The following is a 21,751-nucleotide window of genomic DNA, read 5'->3' as shown; positions in this document are numbered from 1 at the left end:
CATACATAGTCTCCTGAGACTATGTATGAATTTAGGTAAAAATGAGATCACCGAAATTTGCTGGGTATTAATCCACCCGTTAAATATAACCCCACAGCGCCAAGTACAGGATATTGAAAGGCATCGTTAATGATTGGTGTGATATTTTTGAAATCATACCCATAAAGCTCGCCGATAATGACAATGGAATAAAAGAGTACATAAGGCACGCAAAACAGAAGCACCAAAAAACGCTGAATAAGCTTAAATGGCTCATACGCTTTAAGCAGCTCTATTTTTTGTTTTGACTTCTCTTCATCGGTAAACACGAGTGCATCTCCAGTATTGGCAATTAAATCCATTCCCGATTTTATGGCAGAGTCACTGCCAAAAATTTTACTAAATAACCCCATGAGAGACTCCTTACTCATCCGCTAATTCAAAATGCATTAAGTCATCAAAACCGTTGTCTTTGAGCTCATTATCTCTATCCCAGTCTCCGCCCCAACGAATGGCGATACCCATTGATGCACCGATACCAATGACGAGTCCTGCAAAGTAGCTAAAGCGCTCTCTGTCGTCTTCATCATATGGATAAGGGGTCGCATCAACCGCTTTACTGGGTATTGAGTTATGTTTGCTATTAGGAAAGCGAACTTGGGTATTCGTACTTGGTAGGGCATTTTGCTCTTGCTCAGTTCTATGGCCACAAAGAATAGAGCAATCACATACCTCCAATACTTTAGTGAATACCGCCTGCAGTTGTGGGTGGCAACTTGCTAAACGAGTTGCGCTGATTGGGCTGAATTTATTCATATTACATTACCTTAATTGCAGCAAACGCTATCGCGATGATTGAGCCAAAAATAAGTCGAATCAACCAGGTCTTATCTGACTCAAGTTTATCGATGCGTTTTGAGTCCGCCAGTTGAATGGTTTGGGTTTTGGTGAGGGTCACCAGAATTTTATTTAACGCACTGTTTTGCTCTCGCATTAATTTGGTTAAATCATTAATAGAGACATCAATACGTGCGATTTCTTTTTCAGACATACGAAACTTAAATGATGGATTTGATTGCAGTGTATCGCGCGTAAAAAAGAGAGGGCAACGGTGTGTTTTCTACATTGGATATATAGAAAACCTAATTATATTCTCAATAAGGAAAATATATAATTTATTTGTAATTACCGTTCATATAAAATACATGTATCACCCATATTAAAAGTAAATAAATGAGCGCAAATAAATTCAGGAAAGATATTAATGCATTGCGAATGTTTGCTGTAATATCTGTCGTAATATATCATTTTAAACCAGGCTTATTAAATGGTGGTTTTATTGGGGTAGATATCTTTTTTGTTATATCTGGCTTTCTAATGACTTCAATTATTCTTGGAGGTATGAGTAATAATACCTTTTCAATTGGTAACTTTTACTCATCAAGATTAACTAGAATAGTCCCTCCTTTAGCTATCTTATGTCTTGTTCTTATTATCTTTGGATGGTTTTACTTAGTTCCTTTTGATTATGAGCAATTAGGAAAGCATATTAGGGATAGTATAACATTTATCTCTAATATAACTTATAATAGAGAGTCTGGATATTTTGATTCAGAATCAAAATCAAAATGGCTGTTACATACATGGTCGTTATCAGTAGAGTTCCAGTTTTATCTTCTATACCCTGCTTTGTTGTTATCAATAATAAAATTGAAACTTGAAAAGCAAATTAAAGAAATAATATTGGCACTGATCGTTTTAGGTTTTTCATTATCTGTTTATATGGCGTTAAAGATACCCAACTCTGCATATTACACTTTACCGAGCAGAACTTGGGAGTTGTTAATAGGGTCATTAGCATATTTTTATAAAGATAAGAGGTTTAATTTCTTAAACTCCATTGGTTGGGGGTTGTTGATTTTATCAGTCTTATATGTGAATGACACTATGTATTGGCCAAGCTATTTTGCGATATTACCAACAGTTGGCACGTTATTTATTCTTTTATCTAACAAACAAAGCATTGTATATGATAATATTTTCATTAAGAATATAGGTCTTTGGTCGTACTCTATTTACTTATGGCATTGGCCAATTGTTGTTTATCTCTATAATGAAGGTTTAAATGGTTATCTTAATATAATCTTAGGGATATTTGCATCAATAATTATGGGGGCTATATCATATTTTGCTATTGAAAAAGTAAAAATTAATAGAAGATTAATTGTAACGATAACTTTAATTATTATCGTGTATTTTTTATCTGTATATATAAAAAGCAGTAATGGCCTCATTAATGTTCGGTACCCTGAAAAAGTCTCATTAATTGAAAGAATGAAAGAAGCAGTTGATGGAAATCATGTATTCCCTCACGACAATTATTCAATTGATACTGAAACTAATTTAGTCATGGTTAATCACAACTCTAGTGAGACAGTTTTATTTATTGGCGATAGTTTTATTCAGCAATATTATCCAACAGCAATTGTTCATAATGAAGTTAATTCATTATTTTACACTGAAGGGGGATGCATGCCTATCCTTGGCGTTAGTGATACTAAGAACAAATGCAAAAAAATGAATGATATTGAAACCGTTTTAAATGATAGGCAATTTTCTAAAATAATAATCGGAGGTAATTGGCCTTCATATCTTAATAAATATAATGTAAACGTTGATGGTAATGTATACCCCTTGGAAAGTGATATTGGTAGAAAAATTATCACAGATAAAATAAATGTTTTATTAACGCAATTAAAGAACAATACAGATGATGTCTATTTTATTCTACCACATCCTACGAATTATAAGTTTTCTCCAAACTATATTGAAACTATAATCATTAATGGAGAGGGCAATGAACAATATGTTAGCAAGGATACGATAGAGAATAGTAATGAATGGTATTATAACTTAATTAATCCAATCCTAGCATCGAATGAAATTAATAAAATAAACCCGTTAAATTATTTATGTTCAGATGGGAAGTGTAAGACTATAAGTAATGATTATTTACCTTATTATTCTGATTGTTGTCATATGAATAGTTGGTACTCAAAAAAGATTAAATATATATTTTAAAAAAAGCGTGGTTATTGTCTAAATAACCACGCTTTTTTAATTGAATTGAGGGTAGGGATTATCGAGTTGAATTTGCTCTCTTGCTGCCAGAGCTTGCCCTTCTATGTCTATTGCTTCTTGCTCGCATCCCAGCATCCGCTTTACACGAGCCTCAGCAAAAAGAGGATCACAAACTCGGCTGTATAAATCACGTCTTGTTTCATCCACTTGATTAAAATCACCAATGTATTTATTGCTTTGGTTAGTCACCCATTGATTATCAATCCATTCATCAAAAAGTGTTGATGGCTCACTAAGAGTAAAACCTTCTTTTATCTCGCCAACTTTTTCGACTTCTTCATATTGAGTACAATCATTGCAATCAAAGATTAACTGACCTCGATGATCTTCTATTTGGCACCACTTTTCATCAACTAATTGAACCACAAATCCTTTATTCGCCTCTGGTGGCTCAATTAAAGAATAGCTTTCAGGTAACTCTTGAGGATAAGAGTGAATACAATGTAATTGCGCTTTTTTATCCCAATAAAATCGGCCAATAAACAATGAAGTGACAACCCAAGCACCATCAATAAAATAGCAACGCTCAAGCGCTTTATTGTGTTTTGGTAAGGCGATTTCTGTACTTTGAGCAGGCAGCCCCATATGGGCTCGAATTGTCATTGAACCATCATGAGTAAACTCACCACTCTCATCAAAGTGGTATAAATGAGCGATTCTGTCTTTGTTTGAAAAATTCATTATGCTGCCCTCGTTATGTACAACCATCGAACCGAATTAGGGTTAGTTTCATCACCAGTGCCAGTAATAATACCGTCTGGTGTCCCAGCTGATACAGGTGATGTTTTCTGAGTTTGTGACCACTGTTGTTGATATGACATATAGAAACCACTACTTCCCCCACTAGCAACATTACCCCCTTTAAATGTTGCTGAATGTTGGTGAGTATCCATTTCTTTACCTTCGAAACCCAACGCTTGAACGGATTGCTCTTTAATGGATAAAGGCGTTTCTCCTTCCCCTAAACCTCGAATGTAATTTTTTCGCATATCAGGCATTACGCCACTTGGGAAACGCTCCGCCAATTTAGTGAATACGGTTTTATCAAAAGACTGGCCGATATAGGCGATAAATTTAGGCGGCGCTTCTGCTGCTGGGTATGGGATAGGACAGCCAACCGGATAAATAAGCTCTGCTAATGGGAGCCATAATTTGTCTAAAACAAACTTTTGTATTCCACGCCAGAGTTGCGGTAATTGAATGAACTTAGACTCATGTGATTCAGTATCAATATCGTCATCTGTTGCGGTGTTATTTTTCAGCTTTTTAGGGGTGACAATGGTTTCATCATCATCACTGTTCATTTTATCTATTGTCGTGATTTTTGCGATACCGGCTAATTCTTCAGTGGCATAGGGAGCACCCATTAGCTCAACCGTAATATTTTTAATGCTTGAGCCTGCAAGGTTAAGCTCAAACGCTTCAGTAATAATGGTATTACTTCGCTTTAAAGACATGATTTCACCATCACGGCTATCAACCGCAAAGAGAGTTCCATCTTCTAAGAAGTAACCAATTTCTTTACCATCAAAAGAAGTGTTTCCTGAAAACACCGCTTCAAAATGCAACTGACCAAGCGCAGGAACTGAGCCGCGGCTCAGTGCTTCTCGCGCCACTTCATTTTTTAATTGCGTTTGCTCTGGCGTTGGTACATACCCATCAAGACCAATCCCTATATGCGTAATTTTATAATTGACACCAAGTGCTTCGGCTTCAATTGAGGCAGCAATGCCTGCATCTGTAATTAATAAACTCATTGAGTGACCTCATGTTGATAAAGAGTTCGAGTGTGTCTTGCGTTAGCGACTTGAGTGTAAACATTAATAGTGCAGTTATATATCCACTGAATTTCAGTATGAGGAAGACGCACTTTTTCAAATTCAAACCACGCTTTTTCACACCGATCATTCGAGGCAAGTGATACATAAATCAAGTTGGGTTTAGTTCGTGTATCACTCACTACACCTTGCCCACCTGAGCTAATCAGCAATGCTTGATAATCGCTGAGCTTCCAACCAAATAAGCTTTCATTAAAATCCGTTAACAGTGCCAATTGAATTTCATCACTGGTCACTTTAAAGTCAGCGGCCATCCCTAAAATGGTGTTAGTGAGTTCGGCATTATCCGCTTCTTGCCAGTAATCCCCTTGGGGCAATAGGCTGCGGATAGCATCAGCAAAATCGGCTTCACTGTGATCCACAATTAAGTCAGAGGTGTCCATGTCACCTCCCCTAAAACATGAATTTCACTATCACTAATAAATTGCTCTTCGGTTGGCTGCTTAACGATGTAATTACTGGTAATCGGTGCAATGGCCAGCACAATTTCAGTAGGGGTAATCGATACTTGTTTTGGTGGATTTACCGACTCATCACGTTGCCCCATTTTGTCTTTAAATAAATCCTGGAGTGCAACGATAATGTCCGCTCGAATTTGTTCGTCTTGAACATTTTGAATTTCAACATCGATGGCTTTATGAGTGGGTAAGCCAACAATGGGATGACAACCCGCTAATCGCTCTTTATCTATGAATGTTTGTACGATGTTGACGATGTCAAAAGAAAGGGTCGGATCATTTTCTCTTGCACCAATATAGACTTGAACCATGCCACGCTCAGGTGTGTTATCAAGTGCCCATGCAAAATCCACATCAGAGTGAGCGGAGAGGGCCCAGTTTTCATAATCTTCTCGTCGACCCACTTCTTGGCTTTGATTAAAGGCGGTGCAGATGCGCTGACGCCAGTGTTCAATATCCTCGATGTTGCTCCCACCAGTAAAACCCAGACACAACACATTATCTGGGTTAATACCGCTTATCCCTTTAGATAGGGTTAAGATTGCACCATTGGGTAAATTCCCAGATACGCCAGAGACTAATGCGATGACTTCCACCGCTTCATTGCTGTATTGAGTTTCAATGGTTTGGTATTGATTACCTGTGGCATCCACCAATAAGGTGCCTTTGATTATCTCAACGACACCGTCTAATTGTTCAAATTGCACAGGACCGCGAGCAAATGCAGGCAGCAGACGGGGTACATCATGGCGCTCAGCATGCAGATACAACCAAGGCTCAGAGGCGGTTTCAGGGTTTAATTCTCGAAAGAGTTGATCTTGATAGCCGTACTGACCATAACTGACCCCAGCAATGGCGCATGCGATAGCATCAATGGCAGGGTTATGTTGGCCTGTTTTTGCGATTAACGTGGCCGTTGCTCTATCAATCAGAGATTGCAAACTTCGTTGAGTACTCATGTCATCACCCTTAGTGTTGTTCCATCATTAAGCGTAAGAATGACGCGACGCCCTAACTTTTTAGGAGACACGATAAAGACATCAACGTTGATAGCCTTAACGTGTGACTCATCAACAAGCCAGGCGAGAGCGTCTTCATAAAATTGCTTCGCGCGAAGGCGAGTTTGCTCCGTTACCTTCTCACGTTTAAGTGTCCAATCACGAGAGCCGACGCCATGAACAAATTCATCACTCCAACAACCACCAAGCTCCTCACTTTGCATGCGTGCACGATCATTTTGAGTGGACTTCGCATGATTTAGTACACTTTGAAGCACGGCATGAATTAATCCTTCAATATCCGTCATTGGGGCGGTTAGGGCATTCAAATTAAAATAACTCATGACACGCTATAACTCCCTGCAGAGCTTCCTTTATCAATTACGACCTGGGCATTGGAGGTGATTTCATCAACCACCGCATTGGCGATGGCTTCCGCTAAATCGGCCGCTTTGGCAAATTCCCCCTCGGTAACCATGCCTTTTCCGTTCATTTCTTTAATGAGTTTTGTTTTCAGTGAGCTGTTACTTATTGGCATTATTCTTTACCTGCAAAGACGGTTTTTGAACCATCAACATGAGGCCCTCCTGTAAATGAACAGATACTTTCACACGTCACCACACCGGCACCGTTATTGAGTTTGATTTGAGCGCCTTCAGCGAGCACATTACCCCCAGCGGTTACCTTGACATCGTTGGCCGCATTAATTTCAACCGCACCAGGCGAGGTGATAGATATACCATTTTTAGTGAAGTGAACTAGATTACCTTTATCGTCCATCATGGCCACTTCGCCCTCTGCGAGTTCCATCTCAAAGCGCTCATCTTCAACACAGACAGCAACGCCGCGACTAAGAACGCCACCTAGAAACAGCACATAACTGCGCGCGCCTACGATAGGCCGACTCATAAAACCATAGTTGTGCAATCGCTTAATGCGATCATTCGTTTTGCCTGTTGAGGTTTTTATCTGCAGCATTTTCGTGTCACTGCCCGTCACTCCACCAATAACGATCATGTTTTTAATTCGACTCATCAGCCGGTTAAACCCGAGCATCATGTCTTCTCCTTAAATGGACGAAATAAATCTATTTTCGTATCCGCCTTACTTTCACTGACTGATAAACTAAGAGACTTAACGAGCATCATCTCATTGAATCCCTGCGTTTCATCAATCACACGAAGCGTGCGATTAATGGCGTTTCCTGTAAGCTCTAAAAATACATCAGAGAGGGAGGTGGAAACGGATAATCCTTTTGCTATGGCCAAGTTGCGCTCATATTCAGCGCGAGTCTGACAAGACTCTGCGGTTTGTAATTGGTCAGAGATAATGACTTTACGGCGCTGCGTGTTAGCGGGAGCGTACGTCACCACCGCGTGCGCATCATCTAACTGACCTTGCACTTCAATGTGATAAAAGAGCTCGGCAAAATTCTTATCAATGGTTAACTCTTCAATGTTTTTTCCGATTTCAAGAACAACACCATTCATCGCGGCATGCGCAGGATTTTCAATGACCAGGACACCATCTCGCTCAACCAATATAAACCCTTGCTCTTTGATAAGTTGAGCAAGATTATCAACAGGGGATTCCGCATTAATTTGAAACTCAGGCACCACTTTAATTGAAGAAGCCGCAACATCACTTTTTACACTGAGTCCAAATTCTTTCGCCACAGCGCGAAGTAATACATCGAGTGGTTGGTCATATTCGGCATCCATCGTGATGGATGAATCAATCATGTTGGCTGAGAGGGAGCGACCTGAAATTGCCATTGAGTATTGAGTGCTTGTAGTTGATGTTCCCACCGTATCGATGCTGCCAATAAAAATACGCTTACCATCAAGTTTAAATTCAACCGGCAATGGCTCTTCTATCGTCATTGGTTTAATACTGCAGTTAAATTGGTGTGCTAGCTGCTCAATAGAGAAAGTGATATCAGCACTAAAAAAGACCACAGGTTTATTGTCAATAAATAGCGTCAGCTTTTTCATTTAGGTATTCACTTATAAGGCAATTAAAATAAATGCAAATAGATAAGTAATATGATGAGGGCAATTATCATCATGATGAGTAGCCACTCTGATGTGATAAACATAGTCAATGCACCTTATTGATAACGGGATTAAGCTCTATGTGAGCCGTTGTTCTTTGGCACACTAAGAGTGCATGTTCATTTCCAGCATAGCGCTCAATCCCTCGAGCAGACGTCGACATCAGCAACTCAAGCACATTAGAGAGCTCTTTAGCTGAAGTGCAACCTGCGTATTGAACAAGCTCTACAATAAGTTTTTCTGCTTTAGGAAAGAGCTCTGTGGGTGTCTTCATCTTATTTCTCTCATGGCAATTGTTCCTGATAAAAAAAGTGGATGCTGTAGAGGATTTAACGCTTCAATGAGGGCGGCAGAATTTCCTTTTTGTTGGGCAAGCGTGAGTGCTGGAATAGAGCGAGGATGTTCGATATAACGCTGTGGTCTGGCGCCTTTCTCAACTTTACTGTATTGAGTACCCACGCTTTTTCTAAGCTCAATCAAAACATCAAACAAGGCAACACTCTCGAGCGTAGAGATACTGGTTACCTCATTAGTGCGTGCATCTATCTCAGTCGTCAAACTCTCCAAGTCATGTAAGGTTACAGAAGATGGCTTTGACCAAGTCAGTACATCAAACGATGAGGTTTGCTCTAGGCGCTCTATGTCCTTATTCATCTTTAATGCTGCTGTGACAAGCTGGATGTTGTAATGTGCACTTGGACTGTTTACGTCGATAAGCGCCAGCATTGAGGATTGCGCCGCTCTTGAGTTATCTACCGCAGGGTTCACTGAGTCAGACTCTGAGCGCACAGCACTCGCTACACTATCGACAGTGATACTTAATTGCTCCGCAAATTGTGAGGGGGCGTTAGCGATGCTTGATATCGCCATTAAGGCGCGATTAATTTCTTGATTAATCGCGGTGAGCATTTGACTTGGAATACTTAATCTACTGGCAATGCCGGTGAGCTCACCAATGAGATGAGTAAAATCAGACTGCAGCGTGTTGGTTTCTGCAATACTCATATTCTCAACATCTGAAGCAAACTCCACAGAAGACACCGCCTCAACCACATCAGCTTGCTCAAGTGAGCTTGTTGATGCGTTATCTGTAATGGAAAGCGTTGGCTTTTTTGCATCACGAACGAACTTAAGCGAAAGGGTAACTAGCCCTCGTTTTGTGCTGATTTTTTGCGAGTATGCATCAAAGGCCAGAGAAAGCTCACCAAGCCAGGGATGCTCTAACTCCCCTCTAGGAGAGGTGTTCAGGTTATCGAGTAGAGCGTTAGCCTCAACAAGGGAGGTGCTCCCAACCAGAACAATTTCTATTTCAACGTTGTTTGCCTTACTTCCCATGACTTTAATATCAGGAAGGTCAGCGTAGGGGATATCGCTTACTTGTAAGCGCTTTCCGCCATCAAGCGAGGTCGAGAGTATGTTCAGCGCAAGACCGTTCCAACGTCCTTGCTCGTATTGTTTTTCCCACACGATATTACTTCCTCACCATAAGAGATGATAACTCTCTGCTATTTCGCAAATACTCACTCCAAGAGGCACGCTTTGCGCTTGCGTCGGCTCACCCCCCCCTCCACACGAAAATTGCACCCAGTAAAAAAACGAAAATGAGAGGACACAAGCTAAGAGAAAACACAAGCCTATAAAGCGTTGATAATAAAGACGAAAAGCGTCCGTTTGAGCTATATCCCAAGCAAAGGCCATTTTCGCAAAATATGTATTTTTCATTATTTTAATTTTCATCAAAAATATCCATTTGCTCAGCGTCCTTGCACAACTCAGGTTGCAGCTCTGGATCGGGTTTCTTTCCAGTGGGTTCTATTGCGTGTGAATAGGAGATGTGCGACACAAAGACTTTTCCGCAGTTCAAATTCAGGCACTGACAATAGAGCTCTCGTGTTTTTGAGGTGATTGCTTTGGATGTTGCAATGCGAGTTTTACTTAAACAATCTGGGCATATGATCAGCACGCTTTGCCACCTTCATAACTTTCATTCACACCCTGTATTTTTGCTATAAAAATACAGGGGTAATGTAATGGTTAACACTATGAATTCTAAGCTTTTATTATACCATTTTGAGAGCGGGAATGCTGCATTTTTCAACAAAAAACAGCAATAAGAAGAGCTTTTTTAAGAGAGGGATTGTATGTATTTCAGTGCCTTATCTAACTCGGATGTTCCATACATGGCCAGCGCTATCAGCTCACATTTTTTAGGTTCGTATCTTCCGTTTCGTCTGTCCTGGACAGACGCTTCACTGATGCCAAGGTACTCTGCGCAGGCGAAGTTGGAGAGTGAGGTGGATTTCTGTAATTCAACAAATACATGCTTCATTTTATAACCTTTATATTTCTAGGGGATCCCTAGGAATAATATCAAGATTATTTATTGAGCGCAGTATCTCCAGAGCCTTAAATTTCGACTTTTTCTTTCTGCCAGAATCATCGCGTAGCGATAAAGCTACCTCGCGACCATCAGAGTGTGACTTTCTTTCCTGTCGAATGACAAAAAGCACTATCAGCGCAGCCAGCAAGTACCCACAAAAAGACTGTGTTATCCACGATACTTAATGCTGGCTGGGGGCCCGTTAATTTTTCCCACGAAAACCTCTTGTGTATTCCTAACTTAATTAAAAATTAAGGGGAAGAACTTATATCAACAATTCATTGTTGGAAGTAAATAAATTTTGAAGCAAATAGAAAAAGAATATTAGCAGGACTGAGAAAGGGGCTAGGCCTTACTCACTTTGGGGCTATTCCGACCTCTGTGTATAAGTACCTAAACACGATCGAAAAAGGATCTCCATTTCAGATAAAAGGATCGCTTTTAGTGGATGGGTTGCGCATTATTTAACCAGTAAAATACAAGGGTTGCAGTGGTCCCTACTCAGTGCTGAGTATGGTAAGTTGACTAAGTTTAAGAGGTTGTGGGTGAGAGGGTACTTTGTTTAACGGAGAGGCCCATGCGGCTTAATAGGTTGTTGGCCATCTTGGTGATGTTGGCAACATCTGTGCTGACTTCCCAGTCTTTGGCCTTGATGCGTTGTACTAATTTACGGGAGATGTAACTTAGACGTGCGACGGGCTCCATGTCTGCGATCTTGATTGTGTAGCTTGAGTTGGTTTGAGCGTGCCTGTGCTCCCACACGCGCAGGATGTTGCTTTGACAGTATGTCTTTAAGGCAATCTCTGCATCGTATTGCTCGTAGCGTTTGGCGGCCTCTGCTTGGCGACGTTGGGTTTCAAATGCGCGTAGGCGTTCGAGTTCATCTTCGCCGATACCTAATAATTCATAATACAGCGGTGTGGCACATAGCGTTCTTGGCAGACGGCCATCATGAAGTATGTCCTGAATAGCATGACTGCTGTGTTTTGGTTCATATAAGATCCCCATAACCACAAGCTCTTTCATGATCACCGAAATGGTTGAACTGGATACATTGATCTCTTTGCCGATTTCGATGCATAAACGAGTCACGTTAATACACCCAGTTACGGCGTCTGAGTGATAAGCAATCCAGCGCAGGGTGTTCTCGATGTTCTGTTTATGATCACTTCGAAATGCCAGGTTCTGTTTACGCATACCCGCTTCAATGAGTTTGTGTACCAGGCATGGCCACTTTGCATTGACCCATGCACCGTGCTTCTCAATGGTATTAAAGAGTTTACGGTTGAGTGTGGGAATGGCTTTGAGTTTACGCTCTTGGTAAGGGATAACTTCTTGGTTTTTATTGTACGACTCAGCAGGGTGCCAAGTTGGAGCAATGGCCCATCGACGTGAATGATTGGCTTTTAGCTCTGGTGTTGGGGCTATGGCGTGATTTTTTGAGCACGCACGACTAAGCGCAGTAAGCGGTGGCTCACTGCGTTTGTTGTTGTCGTTAACATGCGTCACATTACTCACGTTGTGTTATCTACTTATTGAGCAAATAAGATCAAGATCATCATCAGTGCAAATAGCTACTTGTTTTGCTTTTTGTCGCTTTTCGTATTTGTAAGCAGTCAGTCGTATATTCAAGTTACCGTAAGGATATATTTCTCTATTTCGTCGGCAATGTACTCTTTCTGCTTTAAAGGAAAGATCGAGAGCGTAGGTTAGGCCGCACTCATCAATAGCACTTTGAAATGCTTTGTGTACCCCATACATCCCACCCGAACGAATTGCCGAGTAGAGAGCTTTGTATAGCTGTTGGGTTGTTTTCATTTAACCACCTTGAATACCATTTAACGTTGAAAATGAAGCCCTTAACGGGGGCCAGGCGTTCTGTTATAGTCAAGCTTCGAAACACAACTACCAACAAAAAAGGAAACTCTTATGAGTGAAATAACAATCAATAATTTTGATAACTGTTCAATGGATAAACTTATGGAAACAGCAATGAAAGATAAAGCCAGCACAACGAACGCAATGATCATTGCACTTAAACTTATTAATGCCGATTTAAGCTCTGCGTCACATGACACCAACAGATTGGAAAAGCACTTAAAGAAACTGCCTTCCTACATCGAACAAATAAAAAAAGCACATGAATAAACCTTAATATTTAAAGCCCTACTTAGGGCTTTGCTCTTCAAGTAGTCGGATTAATATATTCAATCGCTCTAACTCAAACTTATTTGTAGGCGCAATGTCATCATCACAAAGGCTTATTGCTTTATCGCGCGCTAGGTTATCCGCCATTGTTTTCGCCTGCGCTTCAATCGCTCGCCAAATGTGATGTGAAAAATCTCGTTTTTTCATCATTATTTCCTTTTGCTTATCCAGTACTTATGAATTAAACACCGTCCAAGGCGTATCCGGCTTATGACCGCGTCTAAATCCAGCTTTGTATAACTTCAATCGAGTCTCCAGTGGCCAATGCATTTTTAAAGTGCGCTTCAGTTTATGCACCTCTTCAACACGCCCAGCAATTGCATACGCTTCTCGAAAACCACGATCGTCAATAGCAAAGCGCATTGCTTGGTAAATTTGAATCACATCACCATGACGCTTTGCAGAGAGAATCGTGTTGTAGTGCCACTTCACGCTGCATAATTTAAGAGGAGATCTATTCATTAGTATTACCTCGCAGGTCTCGATAAATAATGGTGATACAGCTCAGTCCAACCTTGTAGTTGTGACTCAGCAGGTGCGCAATGATGATTTTGTGTATAAGCGATCACCATTTTTATTAAGAAAGCTTCTAAACTCATCATTGACTTATCCTTAGCGAGCTGCGCCCGCTTCACCTGTTATCGCTCCCCATAGTGCAGACCAATCACCTAAATGCCCACTTGATGGTAAGCATCCATGGTGTTCCATATAAGCAATGGCCATCTTTGCGATAAATTCTTGTCGTTGCATCATTATGTTGTCCTCAATCGATAGCCATTGTTATTCCATGGCTCTAAAATTTGCTGCTCATGCAGCGCGCTTAATACCTGTTTGCTCTTTTCTTGAGATAACCCAAAAGCGGCTTTTAATCCTCGATAGCTGGGCTTAACTGTGCCAGTTAAAATGGCGTCTTTGATTTCATCGAGCACACTTGCTACAAAGTGCGCCTCAAGTGTTTTATCTTTACTGACACTTGGTAATACACGTTGAGTTGACTGGTTTACACTTGGTGGTTCAACCCTTGTACTTATTGGGCTTGGTACACTTCTTACACTTATCTCAAGTGTATTAAGTGCATGCAAAGTGAAAGCCATTACGACAGAAACCACCTCAATGGCGATAGCAATCAGTAAGGTAATTTTTGAGTCGTATTGGCTTAATAAGGAGGTGTCTTTTGTGGTTGATTGCACCTGATAGAGCGTATTTAATTCATCAGTTACGCGTGATACATCGTGCGCCGTTTTATCCGCTTTAGTGATCTGGTTTGCGCTCAATTGTGTTTTTGAAAGTAACTGTAAGTTAGTTAACTCCAGTTTTTTGAATTTGATTTGCTCGGTTAGTGCGACGTTCTGCTTGGTTGTTATCGTCATTTGGTTCGCGCCTTTCTCAATAGCAGAAATAGAGGCGATGGTGCTTATTGCCATTAATGCAACGGTCAAACTAATAAGTAGTAAGGCAATGAATGAATTCTGTCTTGCAACCGTAGGGATAAAAGTAGGAGAGACAGTTTTTACTAAATCGAGAGTGATCCCAATTAGTGCAAAAATGAATGCGATCCCCATAGAGGATCCCAAATCATACATAAAAGAGTATGTGAGGTAGGCCGACGTAATGGCGCATGAAAGTAATATTAGTGTGCAGAACACTTTGGATAAGGTGATATTCATAAGTCCAGCCATCAACTTAAAGAGGCTCAGGTGTGACCGCGTCACTACCGAACTCAGTAGCCACAGATAGAAACGTAGATGCCAACTCATGATCACCAAGATCGTAAGCCATTTGAGATAGAGAGCCGATCTGATTGGTTAGGTTTTCACGCATTTTTTCAGAGCGGAAATGAAAGGAACTGTCAGGCATGCCATTCTCTTTCATTGCTTCGATTTGAAATTGGTAACCTTGAAGTAATCCGTTATAGAGAACGGTCAGTGCTGTTATGCTCGTCATGATCCTACTTCCTCTAATCTTTAAGCTACGTATACATCTTTCGGTATTTTTACATCCCAACCAGCGGCTTCTAACGAGCTCATGATCATTTGAGCTTGATTGATATAAATAGTTGATCCCTTACCTATCTGAAGACTTGGTATTGAACCGCGATGAACCTGAGCTCGAACCGCTTCAAGCGTCATTCCGTGTCGTTGTGCGTATTCTCTTAATGTGATTGGTGCCATATCTGGCTGAATGATCACTACAGGACGCTCACTATTTTTTTCCATTTGCTGTATCCTCTGAAAGTTTTACTCGCGTTATCTGGTGCAACAGATAGCAATACCACGAAATCACGTGGATTAAACCACGAAATGCAGAGGATCTCAAATGGTTTTTAAAAAAAGGTTGAAGGCCGTTATAAAAGAGGAACGATTTACCCAGAAAGAATTTGCTACGGAAATGGATATTCCTTTACGAACAATTGAGGAATATGTAGCTGGCAGAAGTAAGCCTTCTGGAGATTTATTTATGAAGTTAGGCGCTCATCAAAGATTTAGGAAATACACTATGTGGTTATTAACTGGTAGTGTCGAACCTAATTCCGGACAAATTTGCCCGGCTTTCTCAACTCAAGAGAAGTGCGGCTTAACTGCTGGCGAAGAAGATACACTCAAGAAGGGCTAATAGTTTTAGCTATTGCTTTTTATCGTTGGGGAGGATATTTAAATGTCTATTAAATCCATTCCTAACGGTTATGAGGTCGATTGTCGCCCACAAGGGCGAAGTGGTACACGGTATAGAAAGAGATTCAAAACTAGAGCTGAAGCTGTTCAATATGAGCGTTGGTTAATTTCCACCAAGAATCAAAAAGATTGGTTAGATAAGCCTAAAGATAAAAGACCATTGAGTGTTTTAATTGATTTATGGTACCAACAACATGGGCAGCAACTTAAAACAGGTGAGAAGGAACTTAGGCACCTTATTAAATTAGATAAAGAACTCGGACAACCAAAAGCTTATCAGGTTACAAAGAGTTTATTTTCAGATTATCGAGCAACGATGCTAAGCAAAGGAAGAAAGGCAACAACTATTAATAGAAATCACTGGAGATTAAGTGGTGTATTTAAAGTATTAATAAGATCAGGAGAAGTAATCGGAGAAAATCCATTAAAAGGTTTAGCGCAACTGAAAGAACCTTGTAGAGAAATGGGCTTTCTTACTCTTGATGAAGTTAGACTTTTACTTAATTCTTTGAGTGGTGATTCATTAAAGGTTGCCAAATTAAGTTTAGCAACAGGTGCGAGGTGGAGCGAAGCTGCAAATGTTAAAAGCTCTAATTTAATCTCTGGTAAAGTTATATTCCTTAATACTAAGAATGGGAAAAATAGAACGGTTCCAATAAGTCCTGCTCTTTTTAGTGAGATATTCACTGGCAAGAGTGGGAAGCTATTTAAGCCGTGCTATAAAGAATTCTATCAAGTATTAAAGAGTCTTAATTTTGAACTCCCAAAAGGGCAGGCTGCGCATGTATTAAGGCATACGTTCGCAAGTCACTTTATTATGAATGGAGGGAATATTCTGACTCTAAAGAAAATCTTGGGGCACACGTCAGTATTGCAAACAATGACATATGCTCATTTAGCTCCAGATTATTTGGCAGAAGCTGTGGAATATAACCCATTGTCCACATTATGACCCAATAGGTGTTGTAATATGTAATAGCATGTTACGTTTTTAATTGATAACTGATTGATTTGAAACGTAACTGCTTGATTGCTAAAGCAATAAAAAGGCTGAGATTTCAGCCTTTTTTATTGTCTACATTGTACCAAAAAAAGTCGCAGTTATTTAACCGTAAACTCTTTTGATAAATGGTGCGCAAGGTATTTAAACATATTGAAAACAGCGGTTGTTTTTTCAGTAGGAAGACCTTGGTCTGATAAGAAGTATTCTCCTTTAAACACAAGAACTTCATCTTTCTCTTCTACGCTAGTCGCACGCATACCTTCAAGGTAGTTTTCGTGATCTTGAATGATTTGATTGGCAATTAACAGTAAATCAGCCTCAGAAATGGATTTTTTATCGCTCATAAGTCACTCATTTTTTGCTATATAAAAGAGGGATTCTAAGCTCAAAAAATGAAAATCACAACGAATGTGGCATATCAATTCAAAATAATAGTTTACTTGTATTCACTTTTTCTTACCAAAGTCATTGAAAGATAAGTAGAGTCACAAAAAGGCATTTTATTGTGAGCAGGTGCAAGATATTAAACTAAGCTTTTGAGCTTAAACTCAGTAAATGCTAATAGATGCGCACTGTTATGGATTTGCTAGTTGAATAATCACATTTGATTAACAACTGTCCAAAGCGCGACCATTCAGCACTGTTTGTAAAAAAAGTGGTTGACGTGATGCCATACACCCTCAATAGTAATATATAGATAAACATTAGATTTTAGCTGTGGATTAAACGAAAGTCGGCAGTTAAGTAAATTTCAACACGAGGACGTTAGTGAGACATTATGGGTAAATCTCTAGTTATCGTGGAGTCACCAGCCAAAGCGAAAACCATCAATAAATACCTTGGCAAAGACTTCATCGTAAAATCCAGTGTAGGTCACGTACGTGATTTGCCTATGGGTTCGACAAGCACTGGCAAAAAGGCAGCAGCGTCGACCAAAGGGTTAAGTGTTGAAGAAAAAGCACGAATTAAAAAAGAAAGAGATAAAAAGAACCTAATTAATAAAATGGGTATTGACCCATACAATGATTGGGCAGCTAACTACCAAATCCTTCCGGGTAAAGAAAAAGTAGTAGCAGAACTACAAAAATTAGCAGAAAGCGCAGATACCGTTTATCTCGCAACCGATTTGGACCGTGAAGGGGAAGCTATTGCGTGGCACCTTCGCGAGATCATCGGTGGTGATGATTCACGCTTCAAACGTGTGGTTTTTAACGAAATCACGAAAAATGCGATTCAACAGGCATTCGAAACTCCAGGTGAACTAAGTATGCCTGGCGTAAATGCACAACAAGCTCGTCGTTTCTTAGACCGTGTTGTTGGCTTTATGGCATCTCCGTTATTGTGGAAGAAAGTGGCTCGTGGTTTATCTGCTGGCCGTGTGCAATCGGTAGCAGTGAAAGTATTGGTAGAGCGTGAGCGTGAAATCAATGCCTTTATTCCTGAAGAATTTTGGGATATTCACGCAGACACATTAACAGCAGATAAAGAAAACTTCCGTCTGCAAGTCGCACAACGTAACGGTTCAGCATTCAAACCGCTTAATCAAGCAGATACAGAAGCGGCTGTTAGCATTCTTCAAAATGCAGAATACGAAGTGTGTAAACGTGAAGATCGCCCAACGAAAAGTAAGCCATCTGCACCATTTATTACATCAACACTGCAACAGGCGGCAAGTACACGTCTAGGTTACGGTGTTAAAAAGACGATGATGTTAGCTCAGCGCCTCTATGAGGGCGGTTACATCACTTATATGCGTACTGACTCAACTAACTTAAGTAAAGAAGCTGTAGAGGCGTTACGTGAGTTTATTGGTTCTGAGTATGGCGATAGTTATTTACCATCAGCTCCTATTGTTTATGGTAGCAAAGAAGGTGCTCAAGAAGCCCACGAAGCGATTCGTCCTTCAAGCGTAGAAGTAAAAGCTGACGACCTACAAGGTATGGAAGCTGATGCGCATAAACTGTACAACTTAATTTGGAATCAATTCGTAGCCTGTCAAATGACACCTGCGCAATATGATTCAACAACATTGAGCGTAAAAGCAGACGAATTCACACTAAAAGCTAAAGGACGTATCCTGAAGTTTGATGGTTGGACTCGTGTACAGCGCCCAATGGGTAAAAATGAAGATCAACTGCTTCCTGCTGTGCAACTTGGCGATAAGCTAAAGTTAGAAAAACTGGATCCTAAGCAGCACTTTACTAAGCCACCCGCTCGTTTCACAGAAGCGGCATTAGTTAAAGAACTTGAGAAAAAAGGCATTGGTCGTCCATCGACTTACGCATCGATTATCTCAACGATTCAAGATCGTGGTTATGTTCGTATTGATAGCCGTCGCTTTTACGCTGAAAAAATGGGTGAAATCGTAACGGATCGTCTAAATCAATCATTTGATGATTTAATGGATTACGACTTTACTGCTCGTATGGAAGGCAATTTAGATAGAATTGCAGAAGGCGAAAAAGATTGGAAAGATGTGCTTAATACATTCTTCCAAGATTTTACTGCAGATATTGCAAAAGCAGAGCTGGATGAATCTGAAGGCGGTATGTCACCAAATAACATCGTTGAGACAGACATTAAATGTCCAACATGTGGTCGCAATATGGGTATCCGTACTGCATCTACAGGTGTTTTCCTTGGTTGTTCAGGTTATGCATTACCACCAAAAGAGCGTTGTAAAACAACCATTAACTTAGGAAGTGAAGAGGGCATTGTAAATGTTCTTGAAGAAGACGTAGAAACTGCAGCATTACGTGCGAAGAAACGTTGTCCTAAGTGTGAAACGGCGATGGATCCTTATCTAATTGACCAAGAACGTAAGATTCATGTTTGTGGTAATAACCCGAACTGTGAAGGTTATGTGGTTGAAAAGGGTGAATTCCAGCTTAAAGGATACGATGGTCCTGTTGTTGAATGTGACAAGTGTGGTTCTGATATGGAACTGAAAAACGGTCGATTTGGCAAATACATGGACTGTACGAGTGAAACATGTAAAAACACTCGTAAGATCTTAAAGAATGGTGAAGTTGCTCCACCAAAAGAAGATCCTGTACATCTACCAGAATTAGTATGTGAAAAATCAGATGCTTATTTTGTATTACGTGATGGTGCGTCAGGTCTATTCTTAGCTGCGAGCACTTTCCCTAAATCACGTGAAACACGTGCACCATTAGTGGAAGAGTTAGTTCGATTTAAGGATCGTTTGTCGCCTAAGTTCTTATACTTAACAGAAGCGCCAACACATGACCCTGATGGTAAACCTGCGGTAGTTCGTTTTAGTCGTAAAACAAAAGAGAACTATGTTCGTTCAGAAGTGGATGGCAAACCAACAGGTTGGACTGGTTTATATATTGATGGAAAGTGGGCTATTACCGATAAGCGTAAGAAGCCAAAAGCTGAAAAATAATCAATAATAAAATATCAAATGAAAGAGCTGCAGAAATGCGGCTCTTTTTTTACGTAATATTTGTCACAAATAGTCATATTTTTAATTATTTCAAAATAATCTTTGATCTAACACGTTATACCGAATAGCAGTAAAAGTAGATAATCGATGTAATTCAACATTTATTGTTCTATGGAAGTCGGAAACGTTATGCGTCAATACATGAAGTATTTAATCCCAACAATTATTCCTCTCATCATTTTATTGATGCCATTGTCAGCTTTTCCATTTGAAGGCATGACCATAATCCAACAGCGTGTTATTGCTATATTTTTATTAGCAGCATTATGTTGGGTATTTGAACCGATCCCAATTTATGCCACTTCGGTTGTGATCATCGTTTTAGAATTATTAATGGTATCAAATAAAGGTTTTTTCTTATTTAAGATGAACCAAGATTCACCTCAATTTGGTGAGTTGTTGAATTACAGCGATATCATGGCGACGTTTGCTAGCCCAATCATTATGCTGTTTTTAGGTGGCTTCTTTCTCGCAATGGCGGCAACGAAATATCGTTTAGACGTTAACTTAGCGCGTGTATTATTAAAGCCGTTTGGCAGTGATCCTAAATTCGTAATGTTAGGTTTAATGCTGATCACTGGTATTTTCTCAATGTTCATGTCAAATACGGCGACAACGGCGATGATGCTATCTATCTTAACGCCTGTTATTGCTGTATTTGGTCCTAAAGATCCAGGACGTGTTGCTTTTGCTTTGTGTATTCCTATTGCAGCAAACATTGGTGGTATTGGTACACCAATTGGTACTCCTCCTAATGCAATCGCACTTAAATATTTAGTAGGTGATAATTTAATTACGTTTGGTGAATGGATGGTCTTTGGTGTGCCATTTGTTATTGTGATGATGGCGTTAGCATGGTTTTTAATTAACTATTTGTATCCTGCTAAACAAACATCCATGAACTTAAATATTAAGGGTAAATTCTTAAAAACGCCGAAAGCCATTACGGTTTATATCACGTTTGCAGGGACGATTTTATTATGGTTGATGGGATCAAGCCATGGTATGAATTCGTATACAGTTGCTTTAATTCCTGTAGCCATATTTTCTATTACAGGGATCATAAACAAAGAAGATCTTAAGAAGATCTCATGGGATGTGTTATGGCTAGTTTCTGGTGGTATCGCTCTAGGGCTTGCATTAGATAAAACGGGTTTAGCTAAACTGGTTGTTCATAGTATTCCTTTTGACTCTTATTCTCCTTATGTTGTGTTATTTGGTGCTGCGTTCTTGTGTTTATTAATGGCAAACTTTATGTCGCACACTGCAACAGCAAACTTATTAATGCCAATTATGGCAGCTCTTGGTACTTCAATGAGCTCGTTAACTCCGCTGGGTGGCGAACTTACGCTAATCTTAATTGTAACTTTTGCTGCATCTTTAGGTATGTCTTTGCCTATCAGTACGCCACCTAATGCGTTAGCACACGCAACAGGAAATGTAGAAAGCAGCCAAATGGCGAAAACCGGCGTTATTCTAGGGATTGTTGGGGTTTTATTAAGTTTTGTTATGGTGTGGGTTCTTCATTCAGTAGGTCATATTGGATAGTTT

31 protein-coding genes are annotated in these 21,751 nt (G+C 40.0%); 6 read left to right on the top strand and 25 right to left on the bottom strand.

What is annotated here, in order from left to right:
- Positions 1–47 precede the first annotated feature (47 nt).
- The 3 genes from HC728_RS00660 to HC728_RS00650 are packed head-to-tail and all read right to left on the bottom strand — an operon-like array spanning position 48 to position 1,030.
- Positions 48–392: a hypothetical protein gene (locus HC728_RS00660; protein ID WP_069594714.1), complete on the bottom strand. Its 345-nt coding sequence runs from the start codon at positions 390–392 to the stop codon at positions 48–50.
- A gap of 10 nt (positions 393–402) precedes the next feature.
- Positions 403–795 (bottom strand): M15 family peptidase, encoded by a 393-nt coding sequence (locus HC728_RS00655; protein ID WP_190395001.1) that lies wholly within the window; start codon positions 793–795, stop codon positions 403–405.
- A 1-nt stretch (position 796) separates the two neighbouring features.
- Positions 797–1,030 carry a hypothetical protein gene (locus tag HC728_RS00650; protein ID WP_190395000.1) on the bottom strand — a complete coding sequence of 78 codons (234 nt, stop codon included), beginning with the start codon at positions 1,028–1,030 and terminating at the stop codon, positions 797–799.
- A gap of 182 nt (positions 1,031–1,212) precedes the next feature.
- Here HC728_RS00650 and HC728_RS00645 point away from each other — a divergent pair, with 182 nt between their 5' ends.
- Positions 1,213–3,060 (top strand): acyltransferase family protein, encoded by a 1,848-nt coding sequence (locus HC728_RS00645; protein WP_190394999.1) that lies wholly within the window; start codon positions 1,213–1,215, stop codon positions 3,058–3,060.
- Between the two features lie 36 nt (positions 3,061–3,096).
- Here HC728_RS00645 and HC728_RS00640 read toward each other — a convergent pair whose 3' ends face one another.
- The 14 genes from HC728_RS00640 to HC728_RS00575 all read right to left on the bottom strand — a co-directional run bounded on the left by HC728_RS00640 (position 3,097) and on the right by HC728_RS00575 (position 12,666).
- Positions 3,097–3,801 (bottom strand): hypothetical protein, encoded by a 705-nt coding sequence (locus HC728_RS00640; RefSeq protein WP_190394998.1) that lies wholly within the window; start codon positions 3,799–3,801, stop codon positions 3,097–3,099.
- The gene (locus HC728_RS00635) at positions 3,801–4,877 is read right to left on the bottom strand and encodes a phage tail protein (protein WP_190394997.1); all 1,077 of its coding nucleotides are present in this window, start codon (positions 4,875–4,877) and stop codon (positions 3,801–3,803) included. Before HC728_RS00635 ends, HC728_RS00640 begins: the two co-directional genes overlap by 1 nt.
- Complete coding sequence (locus HC728_RS00630) at positions 4,874–5,341, bottom strand: hypothetical protein (protein ID WP_190394996.1); 468 nt, start codon at positions 5,339–5,341, stop codon at positions 4,874–4,876. Before HC728_RS00630 ends, HC728_RS00635 begins: the two co-directional genes overlap by 4 nt.
- Complete coding sequence (locus HC728_RS00625; RefSeq protein WP_190394995.1) at positions 5,323–6,375, bottom strand: baseplate J/gp47 family protein; 1,053 nt, start codon at positions 6,373–6,375, stop codon at positions 5,323–5,325. The genes HC728_RS00630 and HC728_RS00625 overlap by 19 nt, the downstream gene beginning before the upstream one ends.
- Positions 6,372–6,758: a phage GP46 family protein gene (locus HC728_RS00620; RefSeq protein ID WP_190394994.1), complete on the bottom strand. Its 387-nt coding sequence runs from the start codon at positions 6,756–6,758 to the stop codon at positions 6,372–6,374. Before HC728_RS00620 ends, HC728_RS00625 begins: the two co-directional genes overlap by 4 nt.
- A complete protein-coding gene (locus HC728_RS00615) occupies positions 6,755–6,952 on the bottom strand; it encodes a hypothetical protein (protein WP_065595471.1) in 198 nt (65 codons plus the stop codon). Before HC728_RS00615 ends, HC728_RS00620 begins: the two co-directional genes overlap by 4 nt.
- Entirely contained in the window at positions 6,952–7,473 is a 522-nt protein-coding gene (locus HC728_RS00610) for a phage baseplate assembly protein V (protein ID WP_238933779.1), read from the bottom strand. The genes HC728_RS00615 and HC728_RS00610 overlap by 1 nt, the downstream gene beginning before the upstream one ends.
- Positions 7,470–8,408, bottom strand: a complete 939-nt coding sequence (locus HC728_RS00605) for a phage tail protein (protein WP_190394993.1) — start codon at positions 8,406–8,408, stop codon at positions 7,470–7,472. Before HC728_RS00605 ends, HC728_RS00610 begins: the two co-directional genes overlap by 4 nt.
- Before the next feature lie 106 nt (positions 8,409–8,514).
- Positions 8,515–8,742, bottom strand: coding sequence for a hypothetical protein (locus HC728_RS00600; protein ID WP_065595469.1), 228 nt, complete (start codon positions 8,740–8,742; stop codon positions 8,515–8,517).
- Positions 8,739–9,935, bottom strand: coding sequence for a DNA circularization N-terminal domain-containing protein (locus HC728_RS00595; protein ID WP_190394992.1), 1,197 nt, complete (start codon positions 9,933–9,935; stop codon positions 8,739–8,741). The genes HC728_RS00600 and HC728_RS00595 overlap by 4 nt, the downstream gene beginning before the upstream one ends.
- A gap of 259 nt (positions 9,936–10,194) precedes the next feature.
- Positions 10,195–10,431 carry an ogr/Delta-like zinc finger family protein gene (locus HC728_RS00590; RefSeq protein ID WP_190394991.1) on the bottom strand — a complete coding sequence of 79 codons (237 nt, stop codon included), beginning with the start codon at positions 10,429–10,431 and terminating at the stop codon, positions 10,195–10,197.
- Positions 10,432–10,593: 162 nt separating this feature from the next.
- The gene (locus tag HC728_RS00585) at positions 10,594–10,797 is read right to left on the bottom strand and encodes a hypothetical protein (protein WP_065595465.1); all 204 of its coding nucleotides are present in this window, start codon (positions 10,795–10,797) and stop codon (positions 10,594–10,596) included.
- 582 nt (positions 10,798–11,379) lie between these two features.
- Positions 11,380–12,366 (bottom strand): replication initiation protein, encoded by a 987-nt coding sequence (locus HC728_RS00580; RefSeq protein WP_194687998.1) that lies wholly within the window; start codon positions 12,364–12,366, stop codon positions 11,380–11,382.
- A 6-nt stretch (positions 12,367–12,372) separates the two neighbouring features.
- A complete protein-coding gene (locus tag HC728_RS00575) occupies positions 12,373–12,666 on the bottom strand; it encodes a hypothetical protein (RefSeq protein ID WP_190394990.1) in 294 nt (97 codons plus the stop codon).
- A 111-nt stretch (positions 12,667–12,777) separates the two neighbouring features.
- Here HC728_RS00575 and HC728_RS00570 point away from each other — a divergent pair, with 111 nt between their 5' ends.
- A complete protein-coding gene (locus HC728_RS00570; RefSeq protein ID WP_190394989.1) occupies positions 12,778–12,996 on the top strand; it encodes a hypothetical protein in 219 nt (72 codons plus the stop codon).
- An 18-nt stretch (positions 12,997–13,014) separates the two neighbouring features.
- On the opposite strand, the gene HC728_RS00565 is transcribed toward HC728_RS00570, so the two are convergent.
- From HC728_RS00565 to HC728_RS00540, 7 genes are all read right to left on the bottom strand, one after another.
- Positions 13,015–13,206 (bottom strand): hypothetical protein, encoded by a 192-nt coding sequence (locus HC728_RS00565; protein WP_190394988.1) that lies wholly within the window; start codon positions 13,204–13,206, stop codon positions 13,015–13,017.
- A 24-nt stretch (positions 13,207–13,230) separates the two neighbouring features.
- On the bottom strand, positions 13,231–13,518 hold the full coding sequence (locus HC728_RS00560) for a hypothetical protein (RefSeq protein ID WP_190394987.1): 288 nt from the start codon (positions 13,516–13,518) through the stop codon (positions 13,231–13,233).
- A 5-nt stretch (positions 13,519–13,523) separates the two neighbouring features.
- Entirely contained in the window at positions 13,524–13,658 is a 135-nt protein-coding gene (locus tag HC728_RS20275; protein ID WP_255507667.1) for a hypothetical protein, read from the bottom strand.
- 10 nt (positions 13,659–13,668) lie between these two features.
- Positions 13,669–13,809, bottom strand: coding sequence for a hypothetical protein (locus tag HC728_RS00555; protein ID WP_155661669.1), 141 nt, complete (start codon positions 13,807–13,809; stop codon positions 13,669–13,671).
- A complete protein-coding gene (locus tag HC728_RS00550) occupies positions 13,809–14,618 on the bottom strand; it encodes a hypothetical protein (protein ID WP_238933778.1) in 810 nt (269 codons plus the stop codon). Before HC728_RS00550 ends, HC728_RS00555 begins: the two co-directional genes overlap by 1 nt.
- Positions 14,619–14,739: 121 nt before the next feature.
- Positions 14,740–15,000 (bottom strand): hypothetical protein, encoded by a 261-nt coding sequence (locus tag HC728_RS00545; protein ID WP_065595458.1) that lies wholly within the window; start codon positions 14,998–15,000, stop codon positions 14,740–14,742.
- A gap of 20 nt (positions 15,001–15,020) precedes the next feature.
- Positions 15,021–15,272 carry a hypothetical protein gene (locus HC728_RS00540; RefSeq protein ID WP_065595457.1) on the bottom strand — a complete coding sequence of 84 codons (252 nt, stop codon included), beginning with the start codon at positions 15,270–15,272 and terminating at the stop codon, positions 15,021–15,023.
- Positions 15,273–15,372: 100 nt separating this feature from the next.
- On the opposite strand from HC728_RS00540, the gene HC728_RS00535 reads away from it, so the two are divergent.
- Both HC728_RS00535 and HC728_RS00530 read left to right on the top strand, forming a co-directional pair.
- Positions 15,373–15,669, top strand: a complete 297-nt coding sequence (locus tag HC728_RS00535; protein WP_146861641.1) for a helix-turn-helix transcriptional regulator — start codon at positions 15,373–15,375, stop codon at positions 15,667–15,669.
- A gap of 42 nt (positions 15,670–15,711) precedes the next feature.
- Positions 15,712–16,680: a tyrosine-type recombinase/integrase gene (locus tag HC728_RS00530; protein ID WP_065595456.1), complete on the top strand. Its 969-nt coding sequence runs from the start codon at positions 15,712–15,714 to the stop codon at positions 16,678–16,680.
- Positions 16,681–16,829: 149 nt separating this feature from the next.
- Here HC728_RS00530 and HC728_RS00525 read toward each other — a convergent pair whose 3' ends face one another.
- Positions 16,830–17,075, bottom strand: a complete 246-nt coding sequence (locus HC728_RS00525; protein WP_005418790.1) for a YciN family protein — start codon at positions 17,073–17,075, stop codon at positions 16,830–16,832.
- Between the two features lie 434 nt (positions 17,076–17,509).
- Between HC728_RS00525 and topA the strand changes: the two genes are divergently transcribed.
- Together topA and HC728_RS00515 are read left to right on the top strand one after the other, a co-directional pair.
- Positions 17,510–20,140, top strand: coding sequence for a type I DNA topoisomerase (topA, locus tag HC728_RS00520; protein WP_005418793.1), 2,631 nt, complete (start codon positions 17,510–17,512; stop codon positions 20,138–20,140).
- A gap of 189 nt (positions 20,141–20,329) precedes the next feature.
- Entirely contained in the window at positions 20,330–21,748 is a 1,419-nt protein-coding gene (locus tag HC728_RS00515) for a DASS family sodium-coupled anion symporter (protein ID WP_047863453.1), read from the top strand.
- Positions 21,749–21,751 lie beyond the last annotated feature (3 nt).

The organism is Aliivibrio sp. S10_S31 (assembly GCF_014694495.1).
GTDB lineage: Bacteria > Pseudomonadota > Gammaproteobacteria > Enterobacterales > Vibrionaceae > Aliivibrio > Aliivibrio fischeri.
The sequence above is the reverse complement of the archived record's forward strand: the minus strand, read 5'-3'. Positions and strand labels throughout refer to the sequence as shown.

What these genes read in the sequence shown, in the direction of transcription:
- HC728_RS00620 (WP_190394994.1), bottom strand. Translation starts at nt 6,758, where the DNA reads ATGAGTTATTTTAATTTGAATGCCCTAACCGCCCCAATGACGGATATT.
- HC728_RS00570 (WP_190394989.1), top strand. Translation starts at nt 12,778, where the DNA reads ATGAGTGAAATAACAATCAATAATTTTGATAACTGTTCAATGGATAAA.
- HC728_RS00660 (WP_069594714.1), bottom strand. Translation starts at nt 392, where the DNA reads ATGGGGTTATTTAGTAAAATTTTTGGCAGTGACTCTGCCATAAAATCG.
- HC728_RS00515 (WP_047863453.1), top strand. Translation starts at nt 20,330, where the DNA reads ATGCGTCAATACATGAAGTATTTAATCCCAACAATTATTCCTCTCATC.
- HC728_RS00555 (WP_155661669.1), bottom strand. Translation starts at nt 13,809, where the DNA reads ATGATGCAACGACAAGAATTTATCGCAAAGATGGCCATTGCTTATATG.
- HC728_RS00635 (WP_190394997.1), bottom strand. Translation starts at nt 4,877, where the DNA reads ATGAGTTTATTAATTACAGATGCAGGCATTGCTGCCTCAATTGAAGCC.
- HC728_RS00615 (WP_065595471.1), bottom strand. Translation starts at nt 6,952, where the DNA reads ATGCCAATAAGTAACAGCTCACTGAAAACAAAACTCATTAAAGAAATG.
- HC728_RS00565 (WP_190394988.1), bottom strand. Translation starts at nt 13,206, where the DNA reads ATGATGAAAAAACGAGATTTTTCACATCACATTTGGCGAGCGATTGAA.
- HC728_RS20275 (WP_255507667.1), bottom strand. Translation starts at nt 13,658, where the DNA reads ATGATGAGTTTAGAAGCTTTCTTAATAAAAATGGTGATCGCTTATACA.
- topA (WP_005418793.1), top strand. Translation starts at nt 17,510, where the DNA reads ATGGGTAAATCTCTAGTTATCGTGGAGTCACCAGCCAAAGCGAAAACC.
- HC728_RS00545 (WP_065595458.1), bottom strand. Translation starts at nt 15,000, where the DNA reads ATGACGAGCATAACAGCACTGACCGTTCTCTATAACGGATTACTTCAA.
- HC728_RS00530 (WP_065595456.1), top strand. Translation starts at nt 15,712, where the DNA reads ATGTCTATTAAATCCATTCCTAACGGTTATGAGGTCGATTGTCGCCCA.
- HC728_RS00640 (WP_190394998.1), bottom strand. Translation starts at nt 3,801, where the DNA reads ATGAATTTTTCAAACAAAGACAGAATCGCTCATTTATACCACTTTGAT.
- HC728_RS00525 (WP_005418790.1), bottom strand. Translation starts at nt 17,075, where the DNA reads ATGAGCGATAAAAAATCCATTTCTGAGGCTGATTTACTGTTAATTGCC.
- HC728_RS00585 (WP_065595465.1), bottom strand. Translation starts at nt 10,797, where the DNA reads ATGAAGCATGTATTTGTTGAATTACAGAAATCCACCTCACTCTCCAAC.
- HC728_RS00655 (WP_190395001.1), bottom strand. Translation starts at nt 795, where the DNA reads ATGAATAAATTCAGCCCAATCAGCGCAACTCGTTTAGCAAGTTGCCAC.
- HC728_RS00645 (WP_190394999.1), top strand. Translation starts at nt 1,213, where the DNA reads ATGAGCGCAAATAAATTCAGGAAAGATATTAATGCATTGCGAATGTTT.
- HC728_RS00625 (WP_190394995.1), bottom strand. Translation starts at nt 6,375, where the DNA reads ATGAGTACTCAACGAAGTTTGCAATCTCTGATTGATAGAGCAACGGCC.
- HC728_RS00550 (WP_238933778.1), bottom strand. Translation starts at nt 14,618, where the DNA reads ATGGGGATCGCATTCATTTTTGCACTAATTGGGATCACTCTCGATTTA.
- HC728_RS00610 (WP_238933779.1), bottom strand. Translation starts at nt 7,473, where the DNA reads ATGATGCTCGGGTTTAACCGGCTGATGAGTCGAATTAAAAACATGATC.
- HC728_RS00560 (WP_190394987.1), bottom strand. Translation starts at nt 13,518, where the DNA reads ATGAATAGATCTCCTCTTAAATTATGCAGCGTGAAGTGGCACTACAAC.
- HC728_RS00540 (WP_065595457.1), bottom strand. Translation starts at nt 15,272, where the DNA reads ATGGAAAAAAATAGTGAGCGTCCTGTAGTGATCATTCAGCCAGATATG.
- HC728_RS00535 (WP_146861641.1), top strand. Translation starts at nt 15,373, where the DNA reads ATGGTTTTTAAAAAAAGGTTGAAGGCCGTTATAAAAGAGGAACGATTT.
- HC728_RS00630 (WP_190394996.1), bottom strand. Translation starts at nt 5,341, where the DNA reads ATGGACACCTCTGACTTAATTGTGGATCACAGTGAAGCCGATTTTGCT.
- HC728_RS00600 (WP_065595469.1), bottom strand. Translation starts at nt 8,742, where the DNA reads ATGAAGACACCCACAGAGCTCTTTCCTAAAGCAGAAAAACTTATTGTA.
- HC728_RS00650 (WP_190395000.1), bottom strand. Translation starts at nt 1,030, where the DNA reads ATGTCTGAAAAAGAAATCGCACGTATTGATGTCTCTATTAATGATTTA.
- HC728_RS00605 (WP_190394993.1), bottom strand. Translation starts at nt 8,408, where the DNA reads ATGAAAAAGCTGACGCTATTTATTGACAATAAACCTGTGGTCTTTTTT.
- HC728_RS00575 (WP_190394990.1), bottom strand. Translation starts at nt 12,666, where the DNA reads ATGAAAACAACCCAACAGCTATACAAAGCTCTCTACTCGGCAATTCGT.